The sequence below is a fragment of the Pedobacter sp. PACM 27299 genome, assembly GCF_001412655.1.
In the GTDB taxonomy this organism is placed as follows: Bacteria; Bacteroidota; Bacteroidia; order Sphingobacteriales; family Sphingobacteriaceae; genus Pedobacter.
Genome location: NZ_CP012996.1, coordinates 496,837 through 512,773, shown reverse-complemented (window position 1 = coordinate 512,773; position 15,937 = coordinate 496,837). Strand labels below are relative to the sequence as shown.

Here is a 15,937-nt window from a genome sequence, read left to right as displayed (position 1 = left end):
ATGAGGACAATAGAAAGAACTGTCTATCAGACAGCTTGCGAGAAATCCAGGAGGATTGCCGCTAATTTTTTTGAGGAAAAAGCCTGAAATGAAGAAATTACCTTGGCAATTCCGGTCTTCTCATGTGGTATTGTGTTGCGGTAATGGCGTTCATAAACGCAACTACAGCCTTCACCTCTGCACTGGTTAATTTCAATGGTTTCAACAGTGGATCGGTTTTCGGATATAAAGGATCTGCTTTGGCTTGAGCTTCTGTTGGATCGATCATGTGCATGCCGCTATTATAGATATTAACCACTCCGGTAATGCTGTCGAACATACCATTGTGCATCCATGGACCGGTATGCATCACATCTCTTAATGAAGGTGTTCTAAATTTCCCTACATCTTCCTTTTTGCCAGTGATCAGATGTCTTCCCAAATCCTGATACTTACGTTTGTAGTAAGTCAAGCCGATATTATGAAACTCTTCATCCGTCAGGTACTTTCCATTGTGACAATTCATACACCTCGCTTTAGTGCGGAAAAGGTGCAGTCCTTGAAGCTCCTGATCGTCTAAAACTTTAGTTTCTCCATCCAGGAAACGGTCAAACTTACTTCTTCTGCTTCTAATGGTTCTTTCAAAGGCACCTAAAGATTCTACAATCTGTGGGTAAGTGATCTTATCTTTTCCATAAGCTTTTACAAAAAGTTCTCTATAACCTTTGATCTTTCCTAATTTCTTAGGCAAAGCCTCAGGTTTCATATTCATCTCATGGTGCGCCGTAATCGGGCCATCTACCTGAGACTCTAATGTTGCCGCTCTGCCATCCCAGAACAAGGTTTTGCGTTCCGCTACATTGAGCAGCGAAGGTGTATTCCTATTTCCCTGTAAATGATCGTTTCCAAGTGCTACCGCACGTTTATCCCCCCAGGAGATTTCCGGGTCGTGACAGCTGCTGCAGGAAACCTGATTGGAACCAGAAAGTAATGGATCAAAAAACAAGAGTTGTCCCAGCATCACTTTTGGTTCCGCCATTATCTTAAAATAATTGCTGTCGATAGCTGGCAAGGAACTCATTTCCGTCCATTTTAAACCACTATCAATTGTAGGCTTTGGCCATTGACTTACCGGTTTACTGTATTGTGCTCTTAATGAATCCTGTTCATCTTCTGCGTAAAAAGCGGATCCGACCACGAAGATCAAAAGAAAAGAAAGGATGATAAATATTCTGTTCATTATAAAATTTTAAAGCGCAATCTATCCTGGAGAATGATTGCCAGTATTTCGCTCCTCTTATTTAGAAGAAATCCAATTAAAGGCAAAAGTAGGGTTTATTATGTAAAAAATGAAGAAACGGGAAAAGGAGAAAAGAGTGTTTTTTATGTAATTCCAAAATGGAACCTATGTAATTTATAAAGTAGACCTTAAGTAAATACTAAATGGAATCTATTTAATTCATAAAACAGAAACTACATCCGTAACAAGAAAGCACTTATACAGAGCTAAATAGAAACAAAAAAAGGCCAGCGTTTTTGTCGCTGACCTCCGTGGTAAATATTTATTTGAACAGAATTACATATCCTGATATAAGTTTCTGAATGTACTTCTCAGTCCAAAAGTGATTAAGCCAGTGTTTTTATTACCAAGGCTATTACTTTCTTTTCTATAAACTCCTCCTACTTCCAGGCGAAGGTTATACTTTGGATTTAAAAGGTAGGCTACGCGTCCTTCGGCGAAGTATAAGTTAGTTTTAATACCTTGGCCGATGTAATTGCCATAAATAGAATTAACGGTCGTATAGCTTTTAAAAATGTCTTTCCCATAATTCTTTCCTTCTGGATCCAGACCGTATCTCGCATACATTAACTGCCCTTGAAAGTCGAATCGTTTATAAGTATAGTTCATCAATCCCAAGACTTCTCTAAAGTTCGCACCTAGTGGGTGCGCTAAAGGCTGATTCATTGCTGCATAATTTGATACCCTATCAAAGTGAGCATAAGTATAAGGTCTTGCAGTGTTGAACTCCGCAAGATAGTTTAAGCCCTCTACTTTGAACAGGTCAGAACCCCTGAAGCCAATTTGTAAAGCCCATTTATTTGCCCAATATCCTTTATTACTAAAAAATTCTTTAGCGGTGAACTCATCAATCATAAACTGACCATAAACCGTTGTTTTATCTAAGATCTCGTATTTAGTATTGATACCTAAACGCATCTTATCTGGTGAAGTGGTATTGGCACCTTCCACAGAACGAAGGAAGATGAAAGGATGGATGTAATTAAAATCAAAACCTCTTTTGCCTTCAGGCTCTGCATCAGCCCAGGTTACTGCCTGGAAGAATCCAATAGAAAAACGTTTTGTGGCGTTCCAATCTACATAATGCATTGCTGCCCATTTCCCACGATCTCCTAAACGTCTATCGGCAGTCAGCTTTTGTGCTCCAGGATCCAGCATATAACCAAAAATCGTTTGGTATTGTACATTACCTAGACTCGCCCGTAATCTTACAAAAGAATAGTTTGCTGCTACGTCGGAAAGTAACATGGAACGATATCCATCTCCAATAAAGTTTTTATCATAACCTACTGCAAGGTTTAAATGCTTATTTGGTGTATAAGAGAGTAATGCTGTTGCGTAAGACCAGTCTTTGGTTGTACCGGATAATTTACCAGACATCTGACTTGGTACGACTTGATTGGTGTTAATGAAGTCTGTCAGGTAATTGGCAAACACACCCTGATTCTCATAAACATTAGTATAGAAAGAAAACTCCTTACCTACTTTTCCTCCAACTTGAACACCTCTTGTATTGATCCAAGTTGTCTTACCTTCAGAAAACTCTCTTCCAATCTGAAAGTCTGGCAGAAAATCGGCGTAAACCTCATAGTCCTCTCCTTTAAAATTCAGTAAATGCTCTTCTGTGATCTTTCTTCTTACCCATGAACGGTGGTTTAAAGAATCTGTTCCCATCTTCATCAATTCATTATAACGATGAACCAATAATGAATCGTCGGCATAATATCCTTTGATGGAAGAATGTGAACGATTTTCTACATCGTAAACAGACTTATTCAGTTTTTGATAGAATTGGTAAGAATATGGGATATTGACATTCGGCGTTTGTGCTTGAGCAGTAAAACTGCCGAAAACTAAGGCTCCTATCCAGGAGATGTGTTTGATTTTAAAATTCATGTAGGGGGCTCTAGTTCTGAGGTATTCCAGGAGCTTCCTGGCGTTCCACATCTAACTCTTCAAAGATGGAATTTTTACTTTTAAATTCTGGAACAATGACTTTCATTTGCTGAACTACTTTAGTGGTATGGTCTGTTACAGCATAACCTGCCAGTTTAACCAATTGCATTTGCACCTCATTAAAATCATATTCTCTTACTTTACCGATCATGATTTTTTCATGGTGGGTAGGCATAGTATTTTCATTATCGTTTAATAACTCTTCAAATAACTTTTCACCAGGGCGTAATCCCGAAAAAGCAATTTTTATATCTTCATTTGGCACTAAGCCAGCTAATCGAATCATCTTTTTAGCCAGTTCAACAATCTTAACAGATTTACCCATGTCAAAAACAAAGATCTCTCCTCCTTTTCCCATACAACCTGCTTCTAATACCAAACGGCATGCCTCCGGGATGGTCATAAAATAACGTGTAATTTCAGGATGGGTTACAGTAACAGGCCCCCCCCTCTCGATCTGTTGTTTGAAACGAGGGATTACTGATCCGTTAGAACCTAGAACATTTCCAAAACGCGTAGTAATGAATTTAGTAATCGGTTTAGCATTTAAATCATTGATATAACTTAGCCCGTTACTAAAGATATGATTGGTATGGTGCAATGAATTATTCAAAGATTGCACATAGATTTCGGCAATTCTTTTAGAAGCCCCCATTACATTAGTAGGATTTACTGCTTTATCTGTAGAAATCATTACAAATTTCTGAACACCATGCTTCACTGATTTATCAGCAATCATTTTAGTACCCATTACGTTTGTTTTAATGGCCTCTGCAGGGTTATCTTCCATTAAAGGAACATGCTTATATGCTGCAGCATGATAAACATAGTGTGGCTTATAAGTCTCGAAAAGAAACTCCATCCGCTTCTCATCTTTTACATCTCCTATAAAAGCATGGAAATTAGTATTGGCATGAGTTTCCTCTAATTCTAAATAGATATTGTGCAGGGCTGTTTCACTCTGATCACAAAGAATAATTAATCCTGTTTCGAACTTCAATAGTTGTCTAACGATTTCACTTCCTATAGATCCCGCAGCACCTGTAATGAGAATCCTTTTGTCTTTTAACTGATTTTGGATCCCTTCAATATCAATTTCAATTGCCTTCCTATTTAAAAGGTCCTCGATATTCAGGTTTTGAATTTGAGCAGTAGTTACCTGTCCTCTTGCCCATACATCTGGAGAAGGAATGTTCAGTATTTTGACATTATGTTCTAAACATACATCTACTACCTGATTTTTCCTATCGGTAGGAATCGTATAAGAAGCAAAGATGATTTCATCAACTTCATGTTTTATAATTAGGTGCTCCAATTGAGAAGCGTCTAAAATCTTTACTCCATCAATTGTTTTTCCTACTTTTCTTAAATCATCATCTACAAAAGCAATAATTGTCTTATTTACTTTAGCATCATGATCAAAAGTTCTTTTTGTTGCTACTCCAGCTTCACCAGCGCCATAAATAATCACTCTAATCTTATCGAGCTTGGCATTCTTTAAGTACATAAAGAAGTATTTCACAATAATTCTATAGGTAATCAGCATTAAGAAGCTAAACAGCGTGTATATTACAATGGCAACATTACTTACTACTGAGGACCCTGTGCCGACAATGATGACCGCATTCGTAAAGAAAATAACTAAAGAACTTAAAATAACGGAAAATAAAATTCGGAAAGAATCCTGAGCGGAAGTATATCTTACTATTCCAGCAAAGGTTTTCACACTATAGAAGACCATAGTATTCACTGCGATTACGAGCAGTACTGACTTATAGAATCCGATAAAATTAATTTTATCAATGATAAAGTTGTGCTGTAAAATAACAGCAAACAGTAAAGCAAGTAAGCTTAAACAAATATCAATGGTAAATATGATCCAACGGGATACAATTTCAAGTTTAGTGAACATAGAGCATAATTAATACTTCTTGCCAAATTTAATAAAAAATAAACCATAAAGTAATGGATAATCCAAGCTATAAATTACATTTCCGTTACCACAATTATTCGAGGTTTAATCAAGCAATAGATCAAAACCAAGGGGACCGTTGTAATCAAAAAAACATACACAAAGCTCCACGGTAAAAAAATCACAGCAACAATAATGCCCAATTGTAATAAGGCATATACAGATGATACAATTAAATGTGGCCACTTTTGTTCATTGGCTAAAATCTGATAAAAGTGTAGACGATGTGCATCGAAGATATTTTGTTTTAATTTTAAACGATGTATAATTGTTAAGACAGTGTCTATGCCATAAACTGCTAAGAACAATATAAACGAATAGTTTTGAGTCAATAGAATCAATTTTAACAATAGGAATATAATCCAAAAAGCGACGGTTACACTCCCTACATCACCAGCAAAACACTTTGCTCTCTTTCTAAAATTAAAAAACAAGAAAACCAAAGAAGCTAAAATAGACAACCAAATCAGATCGGGCTGGATAAAATTAACCACTTCGTAGTTTACATATTGTAATCCAGCAAGAACAACAATGCTATAGGCACCTGTAATCCCATTAATTCCATCCATGAAGTTATAGGCATTGATCACACCGATGACCAAAATATAAAGAAGAATACTGGCCCAGAAGGGTAACAATTGAAAAATCCCTAAGGAAAGAAAAAGTAGTGTAACTGCGGCCAGATGAAAAACAATGCGAATCTTGCCTGATAAGGTAATCCGGTCGTCCACAAAACTAATAATACCAATAATGAATAATCCCAGTATTGGCATCCAGAACTCAGGATGTAAGACTAATGCTACCAAGGCTGCGAAAAGATAGATAATTCCACCTCCACGAATGGTAATCTCCGAATGAGAACTACGCTCATTCGGATGATCAATAATGTTAAAATGGTCTGCAACTTTGAAGTAAAAGAGCATTCCTATAAAAAAAAGCGGCAACATTACGAGGTATAGCATTCCTTATTTATTCAATTCATTTATACATTTCACCAAACTATCTCTCCAATACGGGATAACAATACCAAATGTGGTTTTAATTTTTGATTTATCCATTACCGAGAATGCAGGTCTTACCGCTTTAGTCGGATAGGCTGATCCGGGAATCGGATTTAATTTAACCTCAATCTCGCTTATATCAAAAATACCTTTAGCAAAATCGTACCAGGATGTTACCCCCTCATTGCTATAATGATAGGTTCCATACTTTTCATTATCAATGGTTATAATATCCAAGATGACACCTGCTAAATCAATTGCATAAGTTGGCGTACCAACCTGATCAACGATAACACCAAGTTCATCACGATCAGTTCCTAGCTTACGCATGGTTTTTACAAAATTACTTGCAAACTCTGAATATAACCAACTGGTTCTTATGATATAATGTGCCTCTAAAAGCCTAGCTATTCCCAGTTCCCCATCCAGCTTAGTTATACCATAAACATTTATTGGATTAGCAATATCCTGTTCATTCAACAGCTTCGGCAGATTGCCTTCAAAAACGAAGTCTGTTGAAACATGGATAAGCGTAGCATTATATTCAGCACAAAGACCAGCTAAGTTCTCGGCACCATCTTGATTTATCTTTTTACAAAGTTGGAAATCATCTTCAGCCTTATCTACAGCCGTATAAGCGGCGCAGTTAATTACAAACTGAGGGGATTCTTTCTGAAATAATTGATGTAGTAAATCAAGGTCTAATATGTTACCATGAATTTCATCCAGATATAATAAGGAGCTCAAGCCCCTTTCCATGCTCACTTTTTCTATGCAAGTTCCCAATTGACCAATGCCACCAAATACGAGAATTTTATTTTTCATCTTCTTCTTTTAATAAAAATAATAATGCAGAATCAGTAGGTATCCTATAAGTAATTCGGACCGAATTTTTCAACCATCACCCCTGCTACACGTTTAATCTCTTGTTCATCTGACTTAGGATAAATTAAAAGAACTTTTCCATCATCTACCACAATAAAGTTTTTCAATCCTTTAATAACTGCAGCCTTACCATCAGGTAAATGTATCATACAATTATTGGTATCTTCAAGACTAGCAGCTTTACAATTCACAACATTTTGATGCACATCCTTTTCAGCAACAGCATGTAATGAGGCCCAAGTACCCAAATCAGACCAACCTATATCTGCTGGAATAGTAAATACATTATCTGCTTTTTCCAAAATTGCGTAGTCGATTGAAATATTCGGTGTAGAAGGGTAATTATCTGTTATAAATTGCGCTTCCTGATCCGTATTATAGAAAGCATTGCCAGCACTAAATAACTCATGGATTTCGGTTGCATGTTTCTGAAAAGCCTCAGTTATAGATTGGGCTGACCAAATAAAAATACCAGCATTCCAAAGGTACCTGCCGGTTTTCAGAAAGCCTTTAGCTACTTCAACATCTGGTTTCTCCATAAAACGTAGTACAGGGCAGATTTCACTTTTTGCTTCGCTCTTAAAATTAATATAACCATAACCAGTATCAGGTCTTGTTGGATTGATTCCTAAGGTTAATAACGCATTATTTGAGGAGGTAAAACTCAATGCCTGATCTATTTTATTCAGAAATTCTTGTTCCTTTAAGATCAAATGATCTGAGGGTGCAACCACAATATTAGCATCCTTATTATTCTGTAAGATTTTATAACTAGCATAAGCAATGCAAGGCGCCGTATTATTACGACTAGGTTCAAGTAAAACCTGATCATCAGAGAGAGCAGGAATTTGTATTTTAACCAATTCACTATATTGCTCATTAGTTAGGATGTAGATATTTTCCGCTGGACAGATCTTTAAAAAACGATCATAGGTTAATTGCAACAGTGATTTTCCAACACCTAGAACATCAATAAACTGCTTAGGAAAATGATTACGGCTTTTGGGCCAAAAGCGAGAACCAACTCCGCCAGCCATGATCAAGACATAATTGTTTTTATGTATTTCTAGTTCCAATCTGAATCTTTTATTTCGTTATAAACTTTTTCAATTCCTTCTTCTAGGGAAATTTTAGCACGCCATCCTAAACCATTCAATTTAGTCACATCCATCAATTTCCGGGGTGTGCCATTTGGTTTGCTCGTATCAGTTAAAATCTCTCCTGCAAATCCCGTAATTCTTTTCACCAAAATTGCCAATTCGAGTATAGAAATATCCTCACCTACTCCAATGTTCACCAAACCAGGTTCGTCAAAGGTATTCATCAAATAAACACAGGCCTCAGCTAAATCATCGGCATGCAAGAATTCACGTTTTGGACTACCTGTTCCCCAAATGGTGACCGATTTATCTCCATTTCGCTTGGCTGTAATAAACTTCCTCAACATGGCTGGAAGAACATGTGAGTTATTTAGATCATAATTATCATTTGGTCCATACAAATTTGTTGGCATTACCGAAATAAAATTACATCCATATTGTGCACGATATGCATCACACATTTTTATACCTGCAATCTTAGCAATAGCATAAGGTTCATTAGTAGGTTCTAACTCACCAGTCAATAGATATTCTTCTTTAAGTGGTTGTGTCGCTAACTTAGGATAGATACATGAAGATCCAAGAAACATTAGTTTTTTGACCCCATGTAAATAAGACTGATGAATCACATGATTTTGAATCATCAGATTTTCATATATAAAGTCCGCCTTATAAGTATTATTAGCAACGATCCCCCCAACTTTTGCTGCAGCTAGAAAGATATAGTCGGGTTTTTCAGCCAAAAAAAAATCTCCAACTGCATTACTTTCGCGTAAATCTAAATCTGAGGAGCTCCTATGAATTAAATTGTGAAATCCTTCTAATTTCAGTTGACGCAGAATTGCAGATCCAACCATTCCACGATGACCAGCCACATAAATTTTGTCTTCTTTATTCATTATTCAAATTGATTTTTGACCTTATAACCTGCAGCTTTTAACATCAATTCTTTACGGAAATGATCAACATCAGACTCCATCATTTCTTTTACTAATGCAGTTAGGTCATATTGTGGCTTCCAACCTAATTTGGTTTTAGATTTGGTAGGGTCACCGATTAACAAGTCCACCTCAGTTGGTCTAAAATAAGCAGGGTCAACAGAAACGACTTCTTTTCCAATTTCAATATTGAAATCTACATTCGAACATGATTTAATATAGCCCTTCTCTTCTGCTCCTTCTCCCTTAAATTCAATTTCCACCCCTACTTCCGCAAAAGACATCTTTACGAAATCGCGAACAGTGGTGGTAACTCCAGTCGCAATTACATAATCTTCTGGTGTATCCTGTTGTAGAATCAACCACATCGCTTCTACATAGTCTTTAGCGTGCCCCCAATCCCTTCTAGCATCTAGATTTCCTAAGTATAACTTATCTTGTAAACCAAGGGCGATTTTTGAAACCCCTCTGGTTATTTTACGGGTTACAAAAGTTTCCCCGCGAAGTGGACTTTCATGGTTAAATAATATTCCATTGCAGGCAAACATCCCATAAGCTTCTCTGTAGTTAACCGTAATCCAATAGGCATACATTTTTGCCACAGCGTAAGGAGATCTTGGATAGAATGGCGTGGTTTCAGACTGAGGGACTGCTTGTACTAATCCATAAAGTTCCGATGTAGAAGCCTGATAAATCCTGGTTTTTTTCTCTAAACCAAGAATTCTCAAAGCTTCCAATAGACGTAATGTTCCAATACCATCTGCATTTGCAGTATACTCAGGTGTATCAAAGCTCACCTTAACATGGCTCATTGCCCCTAAGTTGTAAATTTCATCGGGTTGGACTTCTTGAACAATCCTTATCAAATTTGTGGAGTCACTTAAATCACCGTAATGCAATTTGAATCGCACATTGGTATCATGAGGATCTTGATATAGATGATCAATACGGTCTGTATTAAATAGCGAACTACGTCGTTTAATCCCATGAACTTCGTAACCTTTTTTTAATAACAAATCAGCCAGATATGCACCGTCTTGTCCTGTAATACCCGTAATAAGTGCTTTTTTCATTTTATATTTTTTCTCTTTAATGTTCTATTATCTTCAATAAGCAGATTATTACTGCGAAATAAAGTCTTTTTAACTACCCTTAAATAATTCATTTAGCCATCCATGGATACTGTATTTTTCTAAAATATCTTTACTAGATGGTTTAAATGGCTTCATAATAAACTCTGAGCAGATGAATGGCTTTACTCTATCAATAACCATAATATTATTCTCATCATAAAAATCATACCTAACAATATCTTGATTTGTTGTAATCAACTTCTTTTGCGCACCTAAGGTTTCAAAGGTTCTCATAGTCAATCCAATTTGTTCAGGATGATTTACATCTAAAATCACTTGAGACCTTTGCATCAATTCTACTGTTTCAATATGTGTTAAAGAATCAAAAGAAATATCCTCCAACTTCACGTTCTTAAAATCCTTATCGAAAAACCTTTTGCTCCAATAAAGCTTTTTACTACTCAAAAAAAAGAACAACTTCGTTTTTGAATCAGGCAAATTTGCAGTTATCCCTTTCACAAAATTATATCTGTCACTGTGAGCAGTACCTATAAATAGTAACTCATAGTACTGCTCACAATTTTTAAACTTATACTGATCAATGTAAAAAAGTGGATGTAATTTTAAATTGAATTTTTCTGCATCCCTAGGGTCAAAAGTTATAGCAGAGTCTACTATAGAGAGTAGATCTATTGCTCCTTTATTCTTAAGGGAATCCCACATATATAAAATGATCTTTGCATTTTTAAATTTCATTTTAAAATCCTTCAATTGCTTTGGAGTTATGGTTTCTGGACTAATAATTAATATGAAATCTATACACACTCCAGAATCGAGCACTTGCTTTAAGACTGACTCAAAATAGCGGGCAATCTTCTGCTTAATAAGCTTCTTGTACAGACGGATAATTACTTTTGTTGTAAAACTATTTGAAGGTCTTTCATCAAACCACATTACATTCGCTCCTGCCTGAATTAAGGCATTCTGAATTTCAACTTCATAATTGAAAAATCTTGGGGAAAAAAAAAGTACATTTTTTCCAGTTAGGTCAGCCATTATTACTTATATAAACCTCTTACTTTTAACTCTTCTATTGATCTCTCGTACATATCACTTTCAACCTCCTGACTATCAACCCATTTAGCAAAAAGATATATTCCCTCTTCAAAAGAAACTTTTGGTTCAAAACCAAGTTTTTCTTTAATTTTAGTCAGATCGGCAAAATTATGTCTAATATCACCTAACCTGTAATTTCCACTAATTGTAATTGGTACAGATATATTATAACTATTAACTAAGGATTCTGCAACAGTTAATACATCTGTAGCAATTCCTGAACCAACATTAAAAATCTCACCATTACTTTCTGCCTTTTCAATTCCTAGTATTGTTGCATCTACTACATCATCAATAAATACAAAGTCTCTTGATTCCTTGCCATCTTCAAAAATGTTAATTGCATTTCCATTTTTAATTTGGGTTGAGAATATAGACAGGATTCCAGTATAAGGATTCTTTAAAGATTGGCCGGGGCCATATACATTTTGGTAACGAAAGGCAACCGGCTCTATACCCAAGGTAGGACACACGGTCATAATCATTTGTTCCTGGTTCTGTTTAGTTATTCCATAAACAGATGATGGATGGATTTTTGATTCTTCGTCTGTTCCAACTAGAGTTAAAGGTTTATTACATCCAGAATATTTCACTTCAAAATCCCCATTATCCATTTTAGCAGAAGTTCTATGTTCTGGGTATACAAAGCCAAATTCTTCATTTTTGTATTTTCCTTCACCATAAATAGATCTGGACGAGGCTACAATAACTTTCTCAATTTGATGAGATTCATTAGCTAAAATATCTAATAATATTGCAGTGCCATTAATATTAACATCTACATACTTTTGAATTTCATACATAGATTGTCCTGTACCTGTTTCAGCAGCATAATGAACGATGACATTTTGGCCGTCTAATGCTCTTTTCCAATCTTCTTTAGAGGTAACTGTTCCAAAAATAAACTTCACTTTATCTTTTATACTTTTATAAAGGGGTGAAGTCTCCACTGGGTTATCCCCATGTATTTGAGGTGACAAGTTATCAAGTACAGTAACACTGTACCCCTTTTCTATCAATTTCAATGATAGATTAGAACCGATAAAACCTGCTCCTCCAGTTATTAATATATTTTTCATAATCCTTATGTTTTTATTTTTTCCCACCTTCCTGTTATAAAATTAAATTCTTTCATTGGTATTGCAGGGCTACCAACAGCGATTACATAAGGCGGTAAGCTTTTTGTAACTACTGAATTTGCACCAACAATTGTTCCTTTACCAATTGTGACGCCGGGGAGAACGCTGACAAATTCACCAATCCAAACATTATCTTCAATTATTACTGGCTTAGCTATTAATTTTCTATCTACCGGTAGCGTATTAGGATTACTATCATTTGTATCACCAATATAACTCCCGTGTGAACAATCAGAAATATAAATTTTACTTGCTAAAAGCACATTATTTCCGATATAAACATGTTCCATAGCTGTTATATGGACATAGTCATTAACTTGAACATTATCACCAAAATGCAAGGTAACGCTATTATCAATAGGATATGCCTCCAATCGACACCCAACTCCAGTGGTTAAATTACGACCTAAGTTGATATATTTCTTATTCCTAATATCAAATGGGAGTCTAATTATCCTGGATTTGGGATGAAATAACTTAGTATAAAAAAAAGACAGAAATAATTTAAAACTGCCGATTAATCCATATTTTGAGATCATAACCTGCGCCCTTTAACGATTAGTACTCTTCTAAAATATTTGAGAATTGAAAAAACCACGGCAAAACCATATTTAACCGGTGTAATATATTTTTCATTATAGGCGAATTTTAGATTTTTTAATTCTCCTTTCTCCATTTCCTCTAGATTCGAGCTCAAACCACTTTCACCAAATCCGTTCTTCCCCTGATCATATAAAACTACTTGCTCCATTAATAGCCCACATTTGAATTTATTGGCAATCCTCATAAAAAAATTACCTTCTTCTGCATATCGCTGTGTTTCATCAAAAAAACCGACCAAATCAACGATCTCTTTTTGAAAAGCACTGTCGATGGTTGAAAATAGTTTTTGAAAATTAAATCCGATAGGCTAATTTCTAATAAGCTACCTTGAATATTTTCCTTTGGCCTATAAATTAATCCTCCGATAAAACCAAAATTAGTGAATCCATCAAAAATGGTTAGTTGTTTTTCGAGTTTATCTAAAAACCACTCATCATCACTATCCAAAAATGCAATATAATTACCTGTTGCTTTTTTCAATCCAACATTTCGAGCAGAAGAGACACCACCATTTGACTTCTTAATCAAATGAAATTTAAACATTGGGTTTAGATCAATATGCTCTTGCACAATTAGACTAGAATTATCGTGGCTTCCATCATCTATTATAATGATTTCATAGGGAGCAATTGTTTGATTTAAAACCGAAGCCAAAGCTCGGCCTATTGTTTTTTCAGCATTGTAAACTGGTATTATTACTGTAACTTTATTCATCTCCTATATACCCCCACTTTTAAACTGCTCATTAACAAGCTTTTTCATTTTTTCGCCGATAACATCTTCATTAAATTTTTGCACATCAAGACGTGCCTGGGTGCCCAGAGCTTTTCTCAATTCGAAATCGCTCATTAAGTGGTTAAGATGTTTAATATAAGAGTCATGATCGCCTTCCTTTACCAGAAATCCACTTTGGGCGTCTGATATTATATCTTTAGGCCCACTTGGGCAATTAAACGCAACACATGGTACACCACTTGCCATGGCCTCAGCTAAAACAAGCCCAAATCCTTCGGCACTTGATGTAAGTACAAAAATTGAGGCCTTACAGAATTCATGGGCAATTTCTTTAGTCTTCGGCAGCATTAAAACGCTCTCACCCAATCCAAGATTTCGTATTAATGTTTTTAACTGAGGTTCATTCTCTCCTTCTCCAATTATGTGAAGTTTCCAGCCGTTATTTTTAAATGCTGTGCGTGACCATAATTTAATTAACAAATCATGCCTTTTATCATTTGTAAGCCTACCAACATTTAAAACAATTTTATTGGTTAAAGCTGAAGGTTGGTCAGGAAAAAAAGATAAGGGATTTGGGAGGTAGGTATTAATAATTCCAATAGATGAATAAAATTTAGAATCATCAGTAGTTGGTACTGTTAGCAGTGTGACTTTTTTATAAAGCAGTCTTGCTATAGTCTTGTAAACTCGATTATAGGCGGAAAATGAGGAATGTTCCGTCACCATAATATTCTTACAGTTCCATTGTGAAATGAAAACTTCCAGAAGCCCCAATGGTGAGGCAACATAGATTAGATCAGGCTTATAAATAGCCTTTTTCTTTTTTAATTCAATAGTCGTTTTGTAAAATGTTGAAACTATTTGAAATATTCGCTTCAACTTAGAGCTCATATCAAGCTGAACATTCATATTCAGCGACTGATGGACTACTGATTTTGGAAGTGGATAAAATGATGGTGCTGAATCCTTAGTTATAAGAACAACTTCGTGTTGACTCTCCAAAAATTTTATATGCTTAGAAATGACCCTTTCAATCCCTCCAGCTGGTCCCATTGAATTGAAATAAAATAGTATTTTCATTCTTAATTACGTTTAAAATAGATCAATTATCGAATGATAAACATATGTTTCATCCTTAGAATAACCTAAAAGTTTATACATGACTACTGCAAAAAAGATAGTTACAATTAAAAGTCGAGTATTCCTGCTTTTAGTGAAATAAAGCAGATTACCAGCTATCACCATTTCAAATGTGATAAAGTAACTACTCAACCTCACACCAATATCAGGAGAAATCATGTAAGAAGTCAAGTAAATCGCCAATCCAAATAGATAGATATTAAAAAAATAACGGAAGTTACCATTGTTTATGATCTTTCTCCCAAATCCAAAGATTAGCCCAACAATAATTAATCTTTTAGCTATACCCACGTAAAACAAACCCAATAAATTCTCTGATTTAACCTGTTGGGTCAAATAGAATTCTGCATTTTTCATAGTATAAAGAGTAATCAATTCAGAGAAATAGTTAATAAAAAATGAGAATGACAAAAATCCGCCGGCAAAAAATAAGAGTTGAAATGTACTGAACTTTTTCCTTGGTAAAAAATACGCAGCAAAAAAAACAAGGGCAGTAAGATGAAAGCAACTGGCTAATACTACAAGGAGAGAAAATTTTACGAATTGTCTATTAATTGCATAAGTGATACTATAACACGTTATAGCCGTTGCTATTGCCTGACGTATTCCACTTAAATTAAAATACAAAAATAAATCCGAGTAAAAAATTAACATTCCTATAACTAATACAAGGGAATGCTTTCGCAGAAAGATGTACATTAAAATTAATGAAATTCCGTTAATAAATAGCAGAAACACATTATATGGAACTGACAGTTTACTAAATACATTATTTAATGTAGCATACCCTATCTCAACTGCATCAGTCGTCTCTTGATAAAATTCGAAATATGAATTCCAATCCGCGCCAACTTTATACCTTAAGCCTGCCAAAAGCCACATTACTATGCAAACAAAGGATAAAGAATTTCTGGAAAATTCTTTATCCTTCACTATTACTTCTATGTATGCTAACATAGAAATTAAAATCCCTAGTAATAGATATATCATATTAAAAAGA

15 protein-coding genes are annotated in these 15,937 nt (G+C 35.3%); all 15 read right to left on the bottom strand.

Annotated elements, in window-relative coordinates:
- Positions 1-97: 97 nt before the first annotated feature.
- The 15 genes from AQ505_RS02185 to AQ505_RS02120 all read right to left on the bottom strand — a co-directional run bounded on the left by AQ505_RS02185 (position 98) and on the right by AQ505_RS02120 (position 15,894).
- Positions 98-1,219 (bottom strand): cytochrome-c peroxidase, encoded by a 1,122-nt coding sequence (locus tag AQ505_RS02185; protein WP_062546671.1) that lies wholly within the window; start codon positions 1,217-1,219, stop codon positions 98-100.
- A 336-nt stretch (positions 1,220-1,555) separates the two neighbouring features.
- On the bottom strand, positions 1,556-3,175 hold the full coding sequence (locus tag AQ505_RS02180; protein WP_062550855.1) for a hypothetical protein: 1,620 nt from the start codon (positions 3,173-3,175) through the stop codon (positions 1,556-1,558).
- Between the two features lie 10 nt (positions 3,176-3,185).
- Entirely contained in the window at positions 3,186-5,147 is a 1,962-nt protein-coding gene (locus tag AQ505_RS02175) for a polysaccharide biosynthesis protein (protein ID WP_062546670.1), read from the bottom strand.
- A gap of 74 nt (positions 5,148-5,221) precedes the next feature.
- A complete protein-coding gene (locus AQ505_RS02170; protein WP_062546669.1) occupies positions 5,222-6,169 on the bottom strand; it encodes an MraY family glycosyltransferase in 948 nt (315 codons plus the stop codon).
- A gap of 3 nt (positions 6,170-6,172) precedes the next feature.
- Positions 6,173-7,033: a dTDP-4-dehydrorhamnose reductase gene (gene rfbD, locus AQ505_RS02165; protein WP_062546668.1), complete on the bottom strand. Its 861-nt coding sequence runs from the start codon at positions 7,031-7,033 to the stop codon at positions 6,173-6,175.
- A gap of 44 nt (positions 7,034-7,077) precedes the next feature.
- Positions 7,078-8,169, bottom strand: coding sequence for a mannose-1-phosphate guanylyltransferase (locus tag AQ505_RS02160; RefSeq protein WP_335337987.1), 1,092 nt, complete (start codon positions 8,167-8,169; stop codon positions 7,078-7,080).
- Positions 8,160-9,092 carry a GDP-L-fucose synthase family protein gene (locus AQ505_RS02155; RefSeq protein ID WP_062546667.1) on the bottom strand — a complete coding sequence of 311 codons (933 nt, stop codon included), beginning with the start codon at positions 9,090-9,092 and terminating at the stop codon, positions 8,160-8,162. Before AQ505_RS02155 ends, AQ505_RS02160 begins: the two co-directional genes overlap by 10 nt.
- A complete protein-coding gene (gmd, locus tag AQ505_RS02150; RefSeq protein WP_062546666.1) occupies positions 9,092-10,204 on the bottom strand; it encodes a GDP-mannose 4,6-dehydratase in 1,113 nt (370 codons plus the stop codon). The genes AQ505_RS02155 and gmd overlap by 1 nt, the downstream gene beginning before the upstream one ends.
- A 69-nt stretch (positions 10,205-10,273) precedes the next feature.
- Positions 10,274-11,260, bottom strand: a complete 987-nt coding sequence (locus AQ505_RS02145) for a hypothetical protein (RefSeq protein WP_062546665.1) — start codon at positions 11,258-11,260, stop codon at positions 10,274-10,276.
- A 2-nt stretch (positions 11,261-11,262) separates the two neighbouring features.
- Positions 11,263-12,399 (bottom strand): NAD-dependent epimerase/dehydratase family protein, encoded by a 1,137-nt coding sequence (locus AQ505_RS02140; protein ID WP_062550853.1) that lies wholly within the window; start codon positions 12,397-12,399, stop codon positions 11,263-11,265.
- Between the two features lie 5 nt (positions 12,400-12,404).
- The gene (locus tag AQ505_RS02135; RefSeq protein WP_062546664.1) at positions 12,405-12,998 is read right to left on the bottom strand and encodes a DapH/DapD/GlmU-related protein; all 594 of its coding nucleotides are present in this window, start codon (positions 12,996-12,998) and stop codon (positions 12,405-12,407) included.
- On the bottom strand, positions 12,995-13,210 hold the full coding sequence (locus AQ505_RS26540; RefSeq protein ID WP_197286281.1) for a hypothetical protein: 216 nt from the start codon (positions 13,208-13,210) through the stop codon (positions 12,995-12,997). The genes AQ505_RS02135 and AQ505_RS26540 overlap by 4 nt, the downstream gene beginning before the upstream one ends.
- 32 nt (positions 13,211-13,242) lie before the next feature.
- A complete protein-coding gene (locus AQ505_RS02130) occupies positions 13,243-13,776 on the bottom strand; it encodes a glycosyltransferase family 2 protein (RefSeq protein ID WP_197286280.1) in 534 nt (177 codons plus the stop codon).
- A gap of 3 nt (positions 13,777-13,779) precedes the next feature.
- Entirely contained in the window at positions 13,780-14,877 is a 1,098-nt protein-coding gene (locus AQ505_RS02125) for a glycosyltransferase family 4 protein (RefSeq protein ID WP_062546663.1), read from the bottom strand.
- 12 nt (positions 14,878-14,889) lie between these two features.
- Positions 14,890-15,894, bottom strand: coding sequence for an EpsG family protein (locus AQ505_RS02120; RefSeq protein WP_197286279.1), 1,005 nt, complete (start codon positions 15,892-15,894; stop codon positions 14,890-14,892).
- Positions 15,895-15,937 lie beyond the last annotated feature (43 nt).